Genomic DNA, 18,342 nt, shown 5'->3' with positions numbered 1-18,342 from the left:
ATGTGATCTAGATTACTTGTAAAGTAATGGCCGTTTGATACGCCGCACTCACATAATTGAAGTTAAGGAGATTGGGGTATGGCTGAACTAATAGCCAAATTGGAACTTCCAGGGAATGACTCGATAGAACTGCCAGTAAAACAGGGAACAGCTGGTTTCGATGTGATCGATATCAGTAAACTGGGCAGCAAAGGTTACTTTACTTTCGACCCAGGATTTCTCGCCACCGCCTCATGTGAATCCGCGATTACCTACATAGATGGTGACAATGGCATTTTGTTGCACCGGGGTTATCCAATTGACCAGTTAGCGGTTGAATCCAGTTACCTGGATCTATGCTATCTGCTGCTGTACGGCGAACTGCCGTCCAAAACTCAGTATGAAGAATTCACAAAAACTGTTCGCAACCACACCATGGTGCATGAACAGTTAGCGTTCTTTTTCCGCGGATTCCGTCGCGACGCTCACCCAATGGCCATGTTATGTGGGGTAACAGGTGCCTTGTCCTCTTTTTATCAGGACTCTTTGGATGTCACCGACGCGAGACACCGCGAAGTTGCTGCATATCGGTTAGTTTCCAAAATGCCTACCATTGCGGCTATGTGTTACAAATATTCCGTTGGTCAACCGTTCCAGTATCCACGTAACAATCTCAGTTATGCCGGAAACTTCCTGCAAATGATGTTTGGGGTACCCTGTGAAGAGTATCAAGTGAACCCCATCGTTGAACGAGCAATGGATCGTATCTTTATTCTGCATGCCGACCACGAGCAAAATGCCTCGACTTCTACCGTGCGTCTTGCTGGCTCCTCTGGTGCCAATCCATTTGCTTGTGTTGCGGCGGGGATTGCTTCCTTGTGGGGTCCGGCTCACGGCGGTGCTAATGAAGCATGCTTGAAGATGTTAGAAGAGATTGGCTCCGTTGACCGTATTCCTGAGTTTATCGAAAAAGCCAAAGACAAGAATGATCCATTCCGTCTGATGGGCTTTGGTCATCGTGTGTATAAGAACTTTGACCCTCGCGCTAAAGTGATGCGTGAAACTTGTCATGAAGTGCTGAGTGAACTGAAAATTGATGATCCGCTGCTGGATGTGGCAATGGAGTTAGAACGTATTGCGCTTGAAGATGAATACTTTATCTCCAAGAAGCTGTACCCGAATGTCGACTTCTACTCCGGTATTATCATGAAGGCTATCGGTATTCCAACCAGTATGTTTACCGTGATCTTCGCCCTTGCCCGCACCGTTGGCTGGGTGTCTCACTGGAAAGAAATGTTGGATCAGCCTGGTCACAAGATCAGCCGTCCACGCCAACTATATACTGGTCACGATTCCCGCGATTTTATCCCGTTGGAAAAACGCTGATAAGTTCTGATTGATCCCTTCAAAGGCGCCGATAGGCGCCTTTTTTATGTGCATTTCCAACCTAATCCCTTGCATCCATCGTCTAAGTTTGCACTTGCTCATTGCGCTTATCGCCGTTGTTACCAGATTTAGCAAAATTCACCAATTAATAAATACTTTCGCTACATCATTCGGTTAACTGCGCAACAAATGACCAGTAAAAAATTTAACTATATGTTTTTATTATTAAAAATTTAATGGCATCAGTTTTGCTTTAATGGTTGTAGTCTGAATGATAAGGATCTTCAAATGAAAGTAACATCCACCATTATTAACAGTATCGCAGCTGCCACACTTGCTGGGTTAATGCTCAGCGGCTGTGGTGAAGAACAACAAGCCAAAAAAGAAGAGCAGTTTGCCATTCCTGTAGAAATTTCCACCGTGACTGAAGGTCAGGTATCGTCCTATTACAGTACCACCGCTACCCTAGAAGCACCGGAAGAAGCCAATGTCGCCACCCGAATTGCCGGTGTTATTGAGCATATCTATGTAGAAGAAGGTGACCGCGTCACTAAAGGCCAAGTGCTGGCGCGGATTGATGCCCGCCAACAGCGCTATCAACTGGCACACTCTGAAGCAGAAGTAAAAATTCTGTCACAAGAGCTGGAACGCTACAAAAAGATGAAAAACCCAGAGTTTATCAGCGCCGACAGTGTGTCCAAATTGGAATACAGTCTGCAATCCGCTATCGCACAGCGAGATCTGGCGGCATTACAGGTCACAGAGAGCGAAATCCGTTCTCCGATTGATGGGGTGATTGCTAGCCGTTTTGTCAAAGAAGGCAATATGGCCAAAGAGTTTGACAAGTTATTTTACATTGTCCAGCAAGATGAGCTGTACGGCATCATGCACTTGCCAGAACAACAGTTAGCTAGCCTGAGACTGGGACAAGAAGCCCAAGTTTATAGTAATAAAACTGACCACATTGCCGCGACGGTATTACGCATTAGCCCGGTTATTGATAGTACCAGTGGTACCTTCAAGGTCACGCTATCAGTTCCGAATCAACAAAATCTTATGAAAGCTGGCATGTTCACCCGAGTACAACTGAAGTACGACACCCATAATGACGTACCGATCGTTCCATACAATGCCGTTATTAATCAGGATGATATACAAGCACTTTACGTTATCCAAGATGGCAAAGCACTGCGCCGGGAAGTCAAACTGGGCTATCGTCAGGATGATAAAGTCGAAGTCGTCAGTGGTATTAAACCCGGGGAACAGGTCGTCGTACGTGGACAGCATAATCTGAAAGACCAATCGCTGGTTGAAGTGTTGTCACCATTAAGTCTTACCGCTGCCAAATAATTATAAAGGACTACTGCAATGTCGATGATTGACACTTCGGTGAAACATCCAGTCACCGTCTGGATGTTTATGCTAGCTATTATCTTGTTTGGTATGGTGGGATTCTCGCGGCTGGCGGTGAAACTGTTACCGGACTTGAGTTATCCGACCCTGACGATTCGCACACAGTACGATGGCGCGGCCCCGGTAGAAGTCGAACAACTGGTGAGCAAACCGATTGAGGAAGCTGTTGGAATCGTTAAAGGTTTGCGCAAAATCAGTTCTGTATCGCGCTCCGGCACGTCAGATGTCGCGTTGGAGTTTGAATGGGGTACCAATATGGATCTGGCGGGCCTAGAAGTCCGTGAGAAGCTGGACACCATCGAACTGCCATTGGATGTAGACAAACCGGTACTGTTACGGTTTAACCCGAACCTCGATCCGATCATGCGGCTTGCATTACCCGCCAAAGACGGCAGTGAAGCAGAGCTGAAACGGTTGCGCTCGTACGCGGAAGAGGAATTGAAGCGAGAATTGGAAACCCTGCCAGGTGTCGCGTCTGTGCGCTTGTCAGGTGGTCTCGAACAGGAAATCCATATCCTGTTAAATCAACAGAAGCTATCACAGTTAAACCTAAGCAGCGAACTCATCAAACAGCGCATTGCCGAAGAAAATATCAATCTGTCTGCCGGGAAAGTGGTCCAAGGTGACAAGGAATACTTGGTAAGAACGGTTAACCAATTTCGTAACCTCAGTGAACTCGCCAACATTATTGTCTATAAAAATGGCACAACCTTAGTGCGGTTAGGGGATATTGCCCAGGTAACTGACGGCTTTAAGGAACGTTCAGACATCACCCGTATCGGTGGTAAAGAATCCATTGAACTGGCGCTTTATAAAGAAGGCGATGCCAATACGGTTGCCGTTGCCCAGAAAGTAAGGCAGCAACTGCAACGGATGCAAGCTCAGGCCGCCAAAACAGGCGCTCCGGTACCGGAAGTGATTTACGACCAGTCGGAGTTCATCGAAAGTGCAGTCAGCGAAGTCACCTCATCCGCATTGATTGGTAGTCTATTAGCAATGCTGGTGATCTACCTGTTCCTGCGTGACATTATCCCAACGCTGATCATCTCCATCTCCATTCCGTTTTCAGTGATCGCCACCTTTAACATGATGTATTTTGCCGGACTCAGTTTGAACATCATGTCACTGGGAGGCATAGCGCTGGCGGTGGGGCTGTTGGTAGATAACGCCATTGTGGTACTGGAAAACATTGATCGCTGCAAAGCAACAGGCATGAATCGGCTCGATGCCGCCGTGACCGGAACCCGCGAAGTTGCTGGCGCGATCACCGCATCAACGCTGACCACGCTGGCGGTATTTGTGCCGCTGATTTTTGTCGACGGTATCGCCGGTGCCCTGTTCAAAGATCAGGCACTTACCGTCACCTTTGCCCTGTTAGCCTCGCTACTGGTCGCGCTCACCTCAATTCCGATGCTAGCATCCAGAGAAGGCTTCAAAACGTTACCACCTTTGGTAAAACGCACTTCCAAGCCACTGCCAACCTCTCGCTGGGGCAAAATCCGCCATTACAGCGCCACAATGTTTGCGCTGCCCTTCACCCTGTTACTGAATTGGCTACCACGCGCTCTGATGACAATTATTCTCTTACTGGTAAGGCTGTTCAGCTGGTTGGCAGGTTTATTGATGCGGCCGCTGTCAGCGCTATTCAATGCCGGTTATCAGTTGTTGACGAAAGTTTATCAACCGCTGCTAGAGCTTGCGCTGCAACACAAAGCGTTAACGATAGCGATTGCGCTGCTGTTTACCGCATCAGCGGGGTTACTGGTCAACCGCCTGGGGATGCAACTCATTCCACCGATGAACCAAGGCGAATTCTACGTGGAAATCTTGCTGCCGCCGGGGACAGATGTCAGCCATACAGACAGAGTGCTGCAGCAACTGGCGTCGGTCATCAGTGATGATAAAGCGGTAAAACATGCCTATAGCCAAGCGGGGAGCGGCGGCTTGATGACCTCTGACACCAGCCGCGGCGGTGAGAACTGGGGGCGGCTACAGGTGGTGCTGGCCGATCATCACGCATTCAATGAAGTGGCCGCCAAACTCAGGGCTCGCGCTAGAACTATTCCTGAATTGGAAGCCAATATTAAGTTTCCAGAATTGTTCAGCTTCAAAACACCACTGGAAATTGAACTCAGTGGCTATGAGCTGGGCCCGCTGAAACAGAGTGCCGATGCGCTGGTAAAAGCCCTAGAGACTGACCCACGCTTTACCGATATCAACAGCACGCTGCGTGATGGTCAACCGGAGATCAGTATTCGCTTCGACCATGCCCGCATTGCGGCTTTAGGGATGGACGCACCAACCATTGCCGAACGGATTGCTCAACGTGTAGGGGGCACAGTCGCCAGTAAATACACGCTGCGCGAGCGCAAAATTGATATTCTGGTACGCAGTGCCGCAGATGAGCGGCGGCAGATAAGTGATATTGGGGCCATGCTGATCAATCCTGACAGCGCCCATCCGTTACCGTTAAGTGCCGTCGCCGATGTAGAACTGGCGCTCGGTCCCTCTGCGATAAACCGAGTCAGTCAGCAACGAGTCGCGATTGTCTCGGCCAATCTGGCTTATGGCGATCTGAATCAAGCGGTCGCCAGCGCCCGTCAGTTGCTGGCACAAGTGCCGATGTCAGCTTCAGTGCAAACCCGTATTGGCGGCCAGAATGAAGAGATGGAGAATTCCTTCACCTCATTAAAAATCGCCCTACTATTGGCGGTATTTCTGGTGTATATCGTTATGGCCAGCCAGTTCGAGTCTTTGCTGCATCCGTTATTAATCCTGATGGCAGTGCCAATGGCGCTCAGTGGCAGTATCTATGGTCTGTGGCTAACCGGCAGCAAGCTGTCGGTGATCGTATTTATCGGTCTTATCATGTTGGCGGGAATAGTGGTGAATAACGCCATTGTGTTGGTTGATCGCATCAACCAACAACGTGCAGCTGGGGTTGAAAAACTGGCCGCCATCCGTGAAGCCGCAGCCTCGCGACTACGGCCAATTTTGATGACGACTCTGACGACCACACTCGGGTTATTGCCGATGGCGATTGGCTTGGGCGATGGTGCTGAAGTACGTGCGCCTATGGCTATTACCGTGATCTTTGGTCTGAGCCTCTCGACCCTACTGACATTAGTGGTAATCCCCGTACTGTATGCGCTGTTTGACCGTAAGACTTATGAGATAACCGCCGCTCCAGCTAGCAACGCCACAGGAGCACAAGTATGAATCTGACTGCATTGGCATTAAAGCGCCCGGTTACCACCAGCATGTTTTTTGTAGCGATTCTGCTGTTTGGTTTGGCTGCCGCACGCCTGCTCCCTTTGGAGATGTTACCCGGTATTGATATTCCAGAAATTGATGTACAGGTGCCCTACAAAGGTTCGTCACCGGCCGAAGTTGAGCGCGATATCACCAACGTGCTGGAAGAATCATTAGCCACCATGGGTGGCGTTGATGAGCTGAAATCGAAATCCAGTCAAGACGGCAGTGAGATCGAAATCAAAATGAAGTGGGGTGAGAACGTTGCTACCCGCAGTCTGGAAGCTCGTGAGAAAATCGACTCCGTACGACATCTACTACCTGATGACGTAGAGCGGGTGTTGATCCAGCAATTTTCTACCGCCGATATGCCGGTCCTGACGGTTCGCATCTCCAGTGACCGTGAACTTTCGGCTGCATTCGATCTATTGGATAAACAGTTACGTAGGCCGCTGGAACGAGTGGACGGCGTATCCAAAGTCACCCTCTACGGTGTTGAGCAGAAACAGATTGAAGTGCGGATAGATGCACGGCGACTAGCCGCCAGTGGTCTTGAACTGCCACAACTGCGTAAGCAGTTGCTCCGCGAAAACTTCATTATCAGTGGCGGTCACTTACGCGACAATGGTGTGCTGTACCAGGTATCGCCCAAAGGTGAATTCCGTAATCTCGACGAAATTGCAGCGCTCACCATTGCACCAGGACTGCATCTAGGAGATGTAGCGGATATACGTTTCGCATTACCAGAACGTACCCAAGGCCGACATCTGGATCAGAAATACGCGGTTGGTCTGGACATCTTTAAGGAGTCCGGTGCCAATCTGGTGGATGTCTCCAATAAAGTCATCAAGGTGATTGATGCGGTTAAACAGGATCAACAATTCCGCGGCATCAAGCTGTTCATTATGGATAATCAGGGGTTAGAAGTTGAATCCTCACTGCACGAATTATTGATGTCTGGATTAATTGGTGCGTTGCTGTCATTTGTGGTGCTGTATCTGTTTTTGCGCAACCTGCCGATGACACTTATTGTTGTGTCGTCCGTCCCCATCTCTATCGGGATGACGCTAGCGGGCATGTACTTCCTTGGCTACAGCCTGAACGTGTTGTCGATGATGGGACTACTGTTAGCCATCGGTATGCTGATCGATAACGCGGTGGTGGTCTCTGAAAGTGTGCTGCAGGAACAGCAGCACCACCATGGTGGCATACAGGGAATCATTGCTGGAGTCGATAAGGTGTCGCTGGCCGTACTGGCGGGAACGCTCACCACCGCCATTGTGTTTTTGCCTAATATCTTCGGTGTCAAAGTCCAACTTACTGTGATGCTGGAACATGTCGCGGTAGCCATCTGTATCTCACTGGCCGCTTCGCTATTGGTTGCCAAGACGTTAATTCCGCTGTTACTGGCGCATATCAAGCTGAAAAAGGATATTGTCGATGCTGCACCTCCGAAAATGCAGCGGCATTATCAGCGCAGCCTTAACTGGGTATTGTTACACCCCAAAACTTCTACCTTGATAGCTGTACTGATTTTGCTGTCCACTGCCATACCGCTGCAACTAGTGCAAAAAGACAATGAAGACAGTGACAGTACCGAACGCATGTACATTAACTATCAGGTGGAAGGTCGCCACAGCCTGCAGGTGACCGAAGCGATGGTTAATCAGATGGAACATTATCTGTATGCCAATAAAGAGAAGTTTCATATTGATGCGGTATATAGCTACTACGCCACCGATGAGGCCAGTACCGTTATTTTGTTGCAACCTGATTTGCCCATAGAAATTAATGCGCTGAAAAAGCAGATCCGCGAGGGTTTTCCCAAATATGCCTTTGCTAAACCGCAGTTTGGCTGGGGTGACGATACTTCCGGGGTGCGTGTAACACTGACGGGACGTTCCACCAGCGAACTTATCCATCTCAGCCAGCAGGTGATTCCTTTGCTATCACATATCAAAGGATTGCAAGACGTTCGTTCTGAACTAAACGGCTCACAGCAGGAGGTGGTGATCCACATTGACCGCGAATTAGCCGCACGTATCGGATTAAAGCTGAACGATATTGCCAGCACCATCGGCACCGCCTTGCGTGGCAGTCAACTCCGCTCATTTCGTCATGATCCCAGTGGCGAGCTACGTATTGAGCTGTTGTATGAGAAACAATGGCAGCAATCGTTGGAAACCCTGAAGCAACTGCCAGTTGCCAAAATAGGCGATAAAGTGTTTACGCTCAGTAGTATTGCCGCTATCGAGATTGTGCCGAGATTCGACGTTATTCGTCACTACAACCGCGAAACAGCACTGTCGATAGGCGCGAACCTCGAAGGCATCAGCATGGAGCAAGCACAGAAAGAAATCGCACTGGTCATGCAACATGTGAATTTTCCTGATGGTTACCGTTTTTCGTTAACCGGCGGCTTTGAAAAACAGGATGAAGAACAGTCGGTAATGCTGGTAAATATGGTGTTAGCCGTCGCGATGATCTACATAGTGATGGCAGCCCTATTTGAGTCACTATTGCTGCCCAGCGCCATCATCACCAGTATTTTGTTCTCGATCACCGGGGTTTTCTGGGCACTGCTGTTAACTCATACCCCGATGTCTATCATGGCAATGATCGGTATCTTGGTATTGATGGGGATTGTCGTTAACAATGGCATCGTGTTAGTTGACCAAATCAATCAGATGACCCCGGCGCTGGATCAACTGTCGCAAGTGATATCTGATGTGTGTATCACCCGTTTACGGCCGGTATTGATGACCGTTGGCACCACCATTCTTGGCCTGGTGCCGTTGGCGGTAGGTCAAACACAAATTGGTGCCGGTGGCCCAGCCTATGCACCAATGGCGATAGCCATTATTGGTGGGCTCAGTTTTTCCACCCTGACCAGCTTGTACTTGGTGCCACTGTGTTATCAGGCGTTTTACCGCATGCGTTATGCAAGTGCGATGTACTTTGGACACTCATTGCAACTGAGTCGAAGACTGTTACCTTGGACTTGATTTTATGTCAGTGAAAAAGCTGCTGAGGCAGCTTTTTTATTGGCGTTTCCAACAGATAACAGTACTGTATTCTTTATCAATATGGCAACTTAAGGAAAAGGCCATGACATCCAGACAGCCCACAAGCGTAGTGCAATTCCTAGGCTATGTGTTTTTAGCAACACTTCTCCTAATGCCCGCCACCTTTGCTGCCGACTCAAAAGACGCATTTGCCAACGCCACCATCAAAGTCATCGAGTTGACTCCGGGTCGCTACATGCTTGAAGGTGCTGGCGGCAACGTAGGCGTGAGTGTTGGTCAAGATGGCATACTACTGATTGACGATCAATACGCCCCGATGGCTGACAAGATTATGGCGGCGTTGCAGCCACTACGGGCAGGAGCACCTAGTTGTGTGATCAATAGCCATTTCCATGCTGATCACACTGGCGGTAATCTTTTTTTTGCCGAACATGGTGCGGCTATCGTTGCACAAACCAATGTACGAACCCGGCTGGTAGAACAGCAAGTTCCGGCAAAGGCCTTACCGATATTGACCTTTGATCAAGAGCTTGCCATTCATTTCAACGGCCAGAACATGCGCTTGTTGCATCTGGGACCGGCACATACCGACGGAGACGCTATCGTCCTCTGGCAAGATGGCAAAGTGCTACATACAGGCGATCTATTCTTTAAAGATCGCTTCCCGTTTATTGATCTCGAACATGGTGGCTCAGTGTTGGGTTATCGTGACGCGGTCGCCAAAATGCTGGAACTGACTGTAGACGACACCAAAATCATTCCGGGCCACGGCACACTGGCCTCCCGCGCTGATCTGCTGCGCTTTAAACATATGCTGGACGACTGTATCAACTGGATGCAAGACGGCAAAGCCGCCAATAAAACACTGGCTGAAATGTTGGCGACGCCTTTACCGAAACGCTGGCAGGACTGGGGCTGGAGTTTTATTCCGAAGGAACGCTGGATCCGTACCCTCTATGACGGAGTCCCCGCCCATTAAACGCCAAGACAACGGTGATATTCTCGTTGAGCCCTGCAGCAAAATGACGAGAAACCGCAGTACCTATGGCAAAACCGCCATAAATGTTAGCAGTGCGTACCGGCAGGTTTTTTCCAGCAACACTCAGTTGGCTTTTAGTGGTCGAATAACAAGATGTTTTAAAGGGAACAGCAGACGAAAACTGCCGCTCTAAAATGGGCAATGTTCATGTTTTCACGGCCATTTTTATCTAGCAGTAACCATTATGAGGCGTGACGAAAATGCCATAATAACCAGTAAATTGGCCTTACATCGCGGCCACCAAGATCGCGTAACGGACGTAACAGGTAGTACAGCCACTGCCAACTGGCGAGGAAACGCTTGGTCTCCTGCCAGATCTGTTCGCCACCGGCGTTGCGGTAGCAGGCAATGATACTACCGATATTTTCATTCAAAGGCCCCAGATAGCGGTACAGACTGTGGATATATACCACCAGATCTCGAATATGCTGAAACAGCATGCTCCTCTTGGGCTGGTTCGCTTCAAAATCAATGAATGTCACCTGCCCTTGCTGCCAACTAATATCTCGCAACGCTGGCCGACCATGGGCTAATCCCATAGTGTGCAAGTGGGCCAAGGCGGTAGCACTGTCTTCAAAGATCTGTTGCAAGGTTTCGCAATCTACGCCTGGCGTATTCAACCAGTCTTTAAGCGTACTTCCAGCATCTTCAACCACAAAATAGCCCGGCCCCTCGCTAACAACACGCGGTACGGGTGCAGCTTTTAGCTCCAACGCCTGCAATGTTTGTTTTTCATTTTCAATCGCCAGTTGTGGATTGGGCTTTAGCATACGCATGGTGCCATGCAACACCTCTGCTTGCTTTAACCAATAATACTGCCCTTGATAGTCAAAGCGGCAAACCCGCTGTCCGGGATGAGACTGCAACACCTGTTGCACCCGGTCATTGAAATTCTGAACCATGACAGGACTCCATTCCGATAACTGGGCTAATTATCTCTCTCGGAAAAGGTCGAATCAATTAAATGCCAGGATATAATCCTGAGATTTTGTTAATAAATAGAATATGATACAAATTCGAAACAGTATTGTAGTTCATTATTAACATTAGAGATAACTAAGCTGAAACAATAGCAAAATGCACTTTATCTCAAACATGCCACATGAAGGTCTCCTTGCATCAAATGCGGCACACTAAGCACGCCAACAGTAAACCAACACCATCATTTAAAACAATTGCAGGCAAGGCAAAGACAACTGCTATTTTTGTAGAACGGGAGTTCCACCCGGCACAGACAAGGTCAACATTACCCACCGAATAGTCTTTGCTGGAGCATGAACCTTGATAACGGATATGTGGTAATGGAGGAGGAGTATAAAGTGTTAGCCTTCAAATCCCCTGCCCCCTTAACTCAAAATCCTAACGTTAGCGCTAGGATTCTGTCAGCATTCAGAGGTTGCTCATCGGAACTATTTTGATGTCTACCGCCTCTAGCTTGGCGAGTGCGTCGCCGCTGGCTGCTGTACAGCATCGTTTTCGTTCACCGCACCAGCGGCATGGTGAGTCAGTTCCGCATTCATCACCACCACAGTTTCACCAATTTTGTCTTGAATACACTGACGGTTGCTGTCCCAATAGATTTGCAAAAAACCCAGCAACCCGGTAGTCACACCAGCACCATAGCCACCGTAGCGACCGAAAGCCCCCCACAAAGTTAGCGGCTCACCATTAAGCCGCACCACCCGTATGCCCAACAGTTTTTTGGCGGGCGTTTGACCACGTAGCAAGGCAGTAAACAAAGTGAAATACAACGCGCCCCAACTTAACCCTAACCCCAGATCGGCAATAATACCTTTAGCCCAATCAATGAGAGAGTGCTTCTCTGAGGTAGTCGCCTTGTCATTCTTGCTCTGCAACTCTGCGTCTCCTGCGGTGGAGCTAGAACCAACCGCACGACCAGAGAACGTAATGATTGCATTGCTGGACTTAGGCTCTTGCGCATTCGTTGGATCTGAATCGGGAGTTTCTTCAGTGGTGGCTGGAGCATCGGCAGGCACAAGCTTAACCCCTGCCATCAGTTGCTCGACATATTGCTGTTTGTCCGCAGGCGAAAGAAACGTGAGGTCATTAAAGAGCGATGCGACTAACTCCTGCCGCTCTGCAGGCTTATCTGCCAACAAAGCATCTAGTTGTTCTTTCATTGACGGCAGTAGCTCTTCAACACAAGAATTATCGCTACAATTATCGAGTTTACCAGCGATGATAGCCATGGCGGCCGAGTGGGAAACTTGCTGCAACTGACCGATAGTGCTATTGGTGTCACCGTGGTTATCGACATCGAGATAGGGCCCGATAAATTTGAGAACGACCACAAATATCACCAAACTGCTCACTATCCGCAACCAGCGCCGAGCCCAAGCTGACACCACTTGCTCATGTCGCTTGCTCAACACCCATGTAGCAATAGCGGCCAGCAAGGCAATCCACATACTTGAGACACTACTTAGCAAGGATACCAACACCAGATCTAGCATTATGGCCACGCCCCGCCGCCAAGGTCGAGCTAACGGCATACCGATTAGTTCAGGTGCGAGCTTAAAAGCAAATGGCGTCACAATGGCGCGGGTTTCTTTACCTGCACGCCATGCAGCAAGTGCAGATTGATAGTGTTTGTCCTGAGCGTCCACGCACAGATTCCTTATACGATAGGTAGTTACATCGTCAATCGGCGATAGGTGAAAAATCATACCGCAGCGCCGTTAACAATAAATAATATTTTTGTAAAAGAATTTTGTGTATTTATAAAGGCAAGAGCGGAAGTTCTCAGAACACAGTGGAAATGGAAGAAACCAACTGAGCAATAGAGAAATAAAGGTAAACACCTAAGTGGAATTGGCCTGAATCCAATCTGTCAGTTTTGCTTTCTTGGCGTCACCATATCTGACAAATTGCTCTAATTTAATTCTGCCCCAAGATGTGTTTCGAATGTACTCAGCTAACAAAGTCAACGTCCAGCCAGTGACCAAATTTTAGTAATCCTACAGAGTGTCTAAAGATATCAGGCCGTACCATTCAATAACGAATGGGGACATACAATTTTGCGCGTTCAATTGCGCCATCTTGATAGTCGCTAAGCTTTAGCTTACGTGACTGCCGAGCACTAGGATGATTAATACGAAAACAGTGGGTTTCATTTACTTGAAAATGCCAGAGTCTCCTAGGTACCACTACCTCAACTGTCGAATAATTCAATGCATTTTTAATGTATTTGTCACGATTTGAACCTGTTGTAAATATAGCGACATCAGGTTTTAGAATAGTAAATTGTGCTTCTAGCAGAGAGTTAGAAAGCTCTTCGATCATTTTAAATGCTGGACAACGTTCAGGACTTCCTCTTTGGAAGCTCATGCAGAACTGATTGGAATAAACCGCACTATGCCCAAGTTCCGGTTGCCCTTCAGACAGCGCTAGGGAGCATTTTTGGTAAAAATTAAGCAGCTTGTGCTTCCCAGCTGGCTTTTTACTTTGATGTAAGGTGTCAGACATTGCTTGTTGAATAAGCTGTTGCGTGATCTCTCCACCATGTTTTAACGCACAATTCGTTCTCCATGTTTTTGGCTCTTGCCCGATAAATAACACTTTACGCTTCGCTTCAAAGTAGCTTTTATCCGGACAAGCTAAGAAAATGCCAGACAGGTCGGGTGAAGTATAAATTTTCGAAAAATCAGTCTTAGACAGTATGTCTAAGTATGCAGCTCCCAACTGGGCAACGACTTCTGTATCGTTTGGCAAAATGACTAACTCCTTACAACATTATATTGCCATTAAGAATAAAGTTAATAAAATCAAAATATTATTATTTGTAGTTATCAAGCGCGGAACTTAGTCTGTTTACAACCTGCTCGCGAATTTTCTGGGGGGATTCGCATATCACATCCTGCCCAAATTTAAGGATCCAACCGATGAGATCGTAGGTTGGGTAACACCTAAACGTGACGCTCCACCATGTATCATCAATTTGTGCTAGCTGCTGGTCATCGGCTAATTGGTTATGTCGAACAACGTCCAACGCATGATCTTTTATCTTGAGCTCAACAGTGACTAAGGTATCTTTTAATAACCAACCGGTAGGATTCTTCGCGCAATATTCTTCCAGCGTAAAGCTCTTAGGTGCAGTGATATCCAAATATTCCTTTTGGGCAGAGGCAATCTTATGAAAAAGAAATAGCTGGGGCACCTCGGGAGTTTCTTGCTTGGTCGCGACCAGATAATGACTTTGCTCTCGAATTATCAACCCGAGAGGATTAAGCATGTAAGAACGAAGCTCCGAATCCTTGCCTTTCTGATAGCTTATTGAGAGCATTTTTTCGTTAAGCACACACTCGTAGATAATTTTCCGATATCGCTCATCAATATGGCGCTCATCGTAAATCACCGGATAGTTGTCTGAAACGACTCTGACCTTTTTCATCCAATTTGCATAAAGCGTTTTGGAAGATAGCGATGCATTGGCCAGACTCACCCACGATTCTAGTTTTCCACCAAGAGTGGAAGGCAGTACTTTGCGCAGCAATTGCTCAGATAGAACCAACATAAACGCCTCAGATGTCGGGAGAATATCAAGCAGTTTTTGCGACTTAAATTTTCTAAACCAACGCCTAACCCCTAGGTCATCATCTTCATGGTCGAGGTTTGCATTTGCCCAGTCATACAACATTTCGAGATCACGTTGAACCGTTCTAAGGGTTATATCGAACCCTTCGTCGTCAAGATGTTTGTGGATCTCAGACGTTGTTAAACCTCGTGCAGGGAACACTGGCAGGCTATCTAACATATAAAGGTTTCTGAAAATGGCACCTTTGCGGCGTAGCTCTTTTTTTTCGTTTGCTTGTGGCATGAAATCCAATGACCTCGACGGAATATATCAAGATTATTAACTAACGTTAGCCACCTTATCCTGACCTACGTCATGTAATGTCGTCCTCGCCGCATCTCATAACGTCACTAGTTGTCGCTGCCATAGATAGCATTATAAAAATGAAACTATCAGGAGATAACAATGGACTTTGAATATTTATTTATCAATGAGTTACTTAATGCATACCCATCCCTTGCGTTCAGAAAAGGCTATATTTTTATTGGTTCACTAGAAGATGAGGCGCCATACTCGAGGGCATGCTTTCAGAGCTGGCGTTTAGTTGGGGAGAAAGTTGCATTATCAGACGAAGCGACATTTGCAATCGACAGGGTCATCACAGACTTAATCGACCGTTGGCCACTCTCAGTCGGTAGACCTCATGGCATCTTTCAAATTGAACCGCCTAACATAACCTTTAAATGGGCATCGAGTGACATCGTTGAAACCATGCTAGCTGAATTGGAAGAAAAGAAAGTGCCGAAAAAAACTAAATAGTGATCCAGTGATGGTTTGGGACATCATTCTTCAAATTAGCACCTGGATTAGATATCCCACACCCTCTGAATCTTAAGCCATTTTTCTCTGGTTGATGTACGTGCCCACAAAGTATCCAAGTTGGCGATAATGTTCCGTCCTTTATTGCTGCGGTAAGATGTTTTGACCCAAAATCGCGTTTAGATTGAATTGCTACGCTAAGACCCGCTGGCGGCTCATGGTGTAGCAATAACATACAACAAGCGAATCGATTGAAATCAGTTGTTCCGTAAGCTGCACAACCAATCGTTACGCCTTGAATTGTCACTATTGAACTATCTGCGTATACGCCTTCAATCTGCTTGAGCCAGCTAGAATCTAACTCGTTCCCTAATTCATCATGATTGCCAGAGCAGATGAACACTGGTCGCCTTAGACCTATTAGCCAGTCTGAGATGGCAGTTACTTGGTCGCTGATAGGCGTTGGACAGTCATAGCGACTATTAATAAAGTCACCCGTAACACAGATAATGTCTGCCTTAGATGAGTTTGCTGTAATCCATTTCATCTGCACTTGGTTAAAATGCAGATCGGTAACATGGAGCGCCTTCATCGTCAGTCCTCTTGAATAAATGGCATATTGGTTGGTGTGAGCTCTGGGTTATACAGGCATATTGTCCCCTCTATATGGCTAAAGACCTCTGCCGTTACAAACACTGCAAGACCAGACTGAATGAGAATGTTCACACGCTGCTGATACTCAAGCCAAGCGTCTCGTTCACGTCCAAAAGTCAGAAATATTTCAACATCAAAATTCTCAAACCAGTTATCTGCCTCAGCAATCATTCGCAATTCATAAGTAGGCGAAATGACGGGATTACTCGCTGTTGCTGACACAGTTCTAGCTAGCTGGGATGACAATATTCGCTTAAACTGACAAATCAGTTTCAAACTATTGAACGATGTCAGATTCTCGGTTAATTGAAGCGGGTCATCTGGCAATGCCGCTACAGGACCAATTACAGGCAAGCTCACTTGTAGTTCATCCTAGATAGAAGGGAAACTTGAGAAACGGCGGCAAGCATTCTGAGCCGAGCCGGTGGATTACTTGTATGCACACTGATCTGAGGAGGACGAAAATTTTCCTTAAAAATGGCATGTTCTATCCATACAAGAACGTCGTAACCAGTGCCCCTGTCATCATCACCCAAATCGTGATCAAGGCTAATCTCAGTAACATGTCCTTTCGACAAAAATGTGATGGCTTCATCTGGCCATCGAACTTGTACCCATCCATCAGGCGCTACCCGTTCATCATCAAGGAATATTTTCATTTCTGCTCAGCAATTTTACTCATTAATTAGCAGAGTATAGAAACTCATGCGTCAACTAATGTCGCATTCAAATCAGGTGAGGACAGAATTATTGCCAATATTTTCTATGCGAAGGATGGAGTAGGGCCTGAGCATGTCAGATGTCATTAGCTGTCGCATAGAAAGTGTATTTTGTCGACTCAGCCCAAATGAATGCAACGGAACCGACACTCCATGTGATTGAATTAGTTCGTTGAATGTCTTCTGAATCGCCACGCTTCGTGAACCTGTTCAAATTTAACGGATTGGTATTGTTTAGCTAGTTTATCTAACTAAAAGGTGTCTAGGAAATCAGTGGCTATTCAAGTCAGTTTTTCCTTGGATGACCTAACTCAATTGGGAGTTTCAGAGAAGGACCTTAAGCCATTTATTTTTGAGAACCCCGATCTCATTTCGCTTACTAATGAAGCTTTTGGAAGCTCCTCATTAGAACGTAAGCCCATTTACAGGGCACAAAATGGCACTTACATCTTAGCTTTACCAACAGCAATAAGTGTCGCAATTCGTCTGTTTGTGATCGAACAAGCTAATAGGTTTGGTTTATTAGATCGGTTACAACATGCCATGCAAGTCAGATATGCTAGATTCTTTTCTGAAGACTCGCGGCTACTGGGCAAAATAAGTAATGTACCGTTTTCACCATTTAGGGACTCAAACGGAAGTATTGTCGGTGCAGACGCTCTCGTTGGTATTGATAAGCATAGGTACGTACATTTCTTACTGTTTTTTGATGACTTTTGCGACTATCAAAATGGACTTGTTAACGGTGCATCGACTTCGAACTCTGACTTAGAAAGTGCTATTGCGGAAAGAATTAAGAAAGCGTATGGCTACTCGTCAAAAATAGATGGGTTTAAGAGTGGCCTTAGCGTTCTTGTTGGTTGCGGTTGGGGACGTTCAGTTATGATATCACTTGAAGGTGAATCGGAGTCTCGCAACTGGCTTTTAGAATCTGTTCCTGCGCCTGATTTAGATACATTCAATCGAATCACTAGTATGAATCCATTTACTTTCTGGCGTTTGATTGAAGCTAAACACAGAGTACTTGATGTTGGAGTCCACACTCAAAATGTAAACGGCTTACTCAATCTATATAGCTGGGCTAAAGATAACGATTTTAACATTATCCCTCATTCAGCATTTGATGAAGACGTTTGTAAATTATCATCAATATTTATGATGATCACACAGAATGCTCTGTTAGATGTTCGTTGGGAAGTTCAAAATGAGGACGATATACATAAAGTTTTAAACCCGTCTGGTGAGGTAATTTCTGTCAGAAGGTTAAATACAAGTAGCTACTTCAAAGAAGATCGTTTTAAACCAATTTATGGCTCGGTAGATAACCTTGAAAATGGTCAATTGTTAGGGTTGATTGAAGGGAATCAATGCTCATGGTGGTGCACTCCTTTACAGGCGTTGTTGCCTAAATGTGGAACCTTCTGCCTCTGATGCGATCAGATCCTGTAAATAGCAGACAGGAATGGATAGCAGTGGGCAAATCCAAGCACCAAATCACCAATTGGCCGGAATATAACAGAG

14 protein-coding genes are annotated in these 18,342 nt (G+C 46.8%); 7 read left to right on the top strand and 7 right to left on the bottom strand.

Annotation, left to right across the window (positions count from 1 at the left end; all coding sequences use genetic code 11):
* The first annotated feature begins 78 nt into the window (after window positions 1-78).
* From IE064_RS16465 to IE064_RS16445, 5 genes are all read left to right on the top strand, one after another.
* Complete coding sequence (locus IE064_RS16465) at window positions 79-1,365, top strand: citrate synthase (RefSeq protein WP_133040438.1); 1,287 nt, start codon at window positions 79-81, stop codon at window positions 1,363-1,365.
* Between the two features lie 288 nt (window positions 1,366-1,653).
* Entirely contained in the window at window positions 1,654-2,715 is a 1,062-nt protein-coding gene (locus tag IE064_RS16460) for an efflux RND transporter periplasmic adaptor subunit (protein WP_189618799.1), read from the top strand.
* Window positions 2,716-2,733: 18 nt separating this feature from the next.
* Window positions 2,734-5,997, top strand: a complete 3,264-nt coding sequence (locus IE064_RS16455; RefSeq protein WP_189618798.1) for an efflux RND transporter permease subunit — start codon at window positions 2,734-2,736, stop codon at window positions 5,995-5,997.
* Window positions 5,994-9,035 carry an efflux RND transporter permease subunit gene (locus IE064_RS16450; RefSeq protein ID WP_189618797.1) on the top strand — a complete coding sequence of 1,014 codons (3,042 nt, stop codon included), beginning with the start codon at window positions 5,994-5,996 and terminating at the stop codon, window positions 9,033-9,035. Before IE064_RS16455 ends, IE064_RS16450 begins: the two co-directional genes overlap by 4 nt.
* A 103-nt stretch (window positions 9,036-9,138) precedes the next feature.
* Window positions 9,139-10,035 (top strand): MBL fold metallo-hydrolase, encoded by an 897-nt coding sequence (locus IE064_RS16445; RefSeq protein WP_189618796.1) that lies wholly within the window; start codon window positions 9,139-9,141, stop codon window positions 10,033-10,035.
* 242 nt (window positions 10,036-10,277) lie between these two features.
* Here the strand turns inward: IE064_RS16445 and IE064_RS16440 are convergent, their stop codons facing one another.
* From IE064_RS16440 to IE064_RS16425, 4 genes are all read right to left on the bottom strand, one after another.
* Window positions 10,278-10,997 (bottom strand): BUD32 family EKC/KEOPS complex subunit, encoded by a 720-nt coding sequence (locus tag IE064_RS16440; protein WP_133040443.1) that lies wholly within the window; start codon window positions 10,995-10,997, stop codon window positions 10,278-10,280.
* 528 nt (window positions 10,998-11,525) lie between these two features.
* Window positions 11,526-12,722, bottom strand: coding sequence for an RDD family protein (locus tag IE064_RS16435; protein ID WP_229800115.1), 1,197 nt, complete (start codon window positions 12,720-12,722; stop codon window positions 11,526-11,528).
* 385 nt (window positions 12,723-13,107) lie between these two features.
* Window positions 13,108-13,827 carry a hypothetical protein gene (locus IE064_RS16430; RefSeq protein WP_189618795.1) on the bottom strand — a complete coding sequence of 240 codons (720 nt, stop codon included), beginning with the start codon at window positions 13,825-13,827 and terminating at the stop codon, window positions 13,108-13,110.
* A gap of 64 nt (window positions 13,828-13,891) precedes the next feature.
* Window positions 13,892-14,932 carry a helix-turn-helix transcriptional regulator gene (locus IE064_RS16425; protein ID WP_189618794.1) on the bottom strand — a complete coding sequence of 347 codons (1,041 nt, stop codon included), beginning with the start codon at window positions 14,930-14,932 and terminating at the stop codon, window positions 13,892-13,894.
* A gap of 162 nt (window positions 14,933-15,094) precedes the next feature.
* Between IE064_RS16425 and IE064_RS16420 the strand changes: the two genes are divergently transcribed.
* Window positions 15,095-15,448: a hypothetical protein gene (locus IE064_RS16420; RefSeq protein ID WP_189618793.1), complete on the top strand. Its 354-nt coding sequence runs from the start codon at window positions 15,095-15,097 to the stop codon at window positions 15,446-15,448.
* Here the strand turns inward: IE064_RS16420 and IE064_RS16415 are convergent.
* The 3 genes from IE064_RS16415 to IE064_RS18320 are packed head-to-tail and all read right to left on the bottom strand — an operon-like array spanning window position 15,441 to window position 16,761.
* Window positions 15,441-16,040 carry a metallophosphoesterase family protein gene (locus IE064_RS16415; RefSeq protein ID WP_189618792.1) on the bottom strand — a complete coding sequence of 200 codons (600 nt, stop codon included), beginning with the start codon at window positions 16,038-16,040 and terminating at the stop codon, window positions 15,441-15,443. The genes IE064_RS16420 and IE064_RS16415 overlap by 8 nt on opposite strands.
* A 2-nt stretch (window positions 16,041-16,042) precedes the next feature.
* A complete protein-coding gene (locus tag IE064_RS16410; RefSeq protein WP_189618791.1) occupies window positions 16,043-16,462 on the bottom strand; it encodes a hypothetical protein in 420 nt (139 codons plus the stop codon).
* Window positions 16,459-16,761: a cyclic-phosphate processing receiver domain-containing protein gene (locus IE064_RS18320; RefSeq protein WP_249254935.1), complete on the bottom strand. Its 303-nt coding sequence runs from the start codon at window positions 16,759-16,761 to the stop codon at window positions 16,459-16,461. The genes IE064_RS16410 and IE064_RS18320 overlap by 4 nt, the downstream gene beginning before the upstream one ends.
* 333 nt (window positions 16,762-17,094) lie before the next feature.
* Between IE064_RS18320 and IE064_RS16405 the strand changes: the two genes are divergently transcribed.
* Window positions 17,095-18,252, top strand: a complete 1,158-nt coding sequence (locus IE064_RS16405; RefSeq protein ID WP_189618790.1) for an anti-phage protein Upx-like protein — start codon at window positions 17,095-17,097, stop codon at window positions 18,250-18,252.
* Window positions 18,253-18,342: the final 90 nt, after the last annotated feature.

Origin of the sequence: Shewanella fodinae (assembly GCF_014651955.1) — a bacterium.
Taxonomy (GTDB): domain Bacteria; phylum Pseudomonadota; class Gammaproteobacteria; order Enterobacterales; family Shewanellaceae; genus Shewanella; species Shewanella fodinae.
The sequence above is the reverse complement of the archived record's forward strand: the minus strand, read 5'-3'. Positions and strand labels throughout refer to the sequence as shown.

Coding starts and splice junctions, on each gene's coding strand:
- IE064_RS16465 (WP_133040438.1), top strand. CDS start 79: ATGGCTGAACTAATAGCCAAATTGGAACTTCCAGGGAATGACTCGATA.
- IE064_RS16460 (WP_189618799.1), top strand. CDS start 1,654: ATGAAAGTAACATCCACCATTATTAACAGTATCGCAGCTGCCACACTT.
- IE064_RS16455 (WP_189618798.1), top strand. CDS start 2,734: ATGTCGATGATTGACACTTCGGTGAAACATCCAGTCACCGTCTGGATG.
- IE064_RS16450 (WP_189618797.1), top strand. CDS start 5,994: ATGAATCTGACTGCATTGGCATTAAAGCGCCCGGTTACCACCAGCATG.
- IE064_RS16445 (WP_189618796.1), top strand. CDS start 9,139: ATGACATCCAGACAGCCCACAAGCGTAGTGCAATTCCTAGGCTATGTG.
- IE064_RS16440 (WP_133040443.1), bottom strand. CDS start 10,997: ATGGTTCAGAATTTCAATGACCGGGTGCAACAGGTGTTGCAGTCTCAT.
- IE064_RS16425 (WP_189618794.1), bottom strand. CDS start 14,932: ATGCCACAAGCAAACGAAAAAAAAGAGCTACGCCGCAAAGGTGCCATT.
- IE064_RS16420 (WP_189618793.1), top strand. CDS start 15,095: ATGGACTTTGAATATTTATTTATCAATGAGTTACTTAATGCATACCCA.
- IE064_RS16415 (WP_189618792.1), bottom strand. CDS start 16,040: ATGAAGGCGCTCCATGTTACCGATCTGCATTTTAACCAAGTGCAGATG.
- IE064_RS18320 (WP_249254935.1), bottom strand. CDS start 16,761: ATGAAAATATTCCTTGATGATGAACGGGTAGCGCCTGATGGATGGGTA.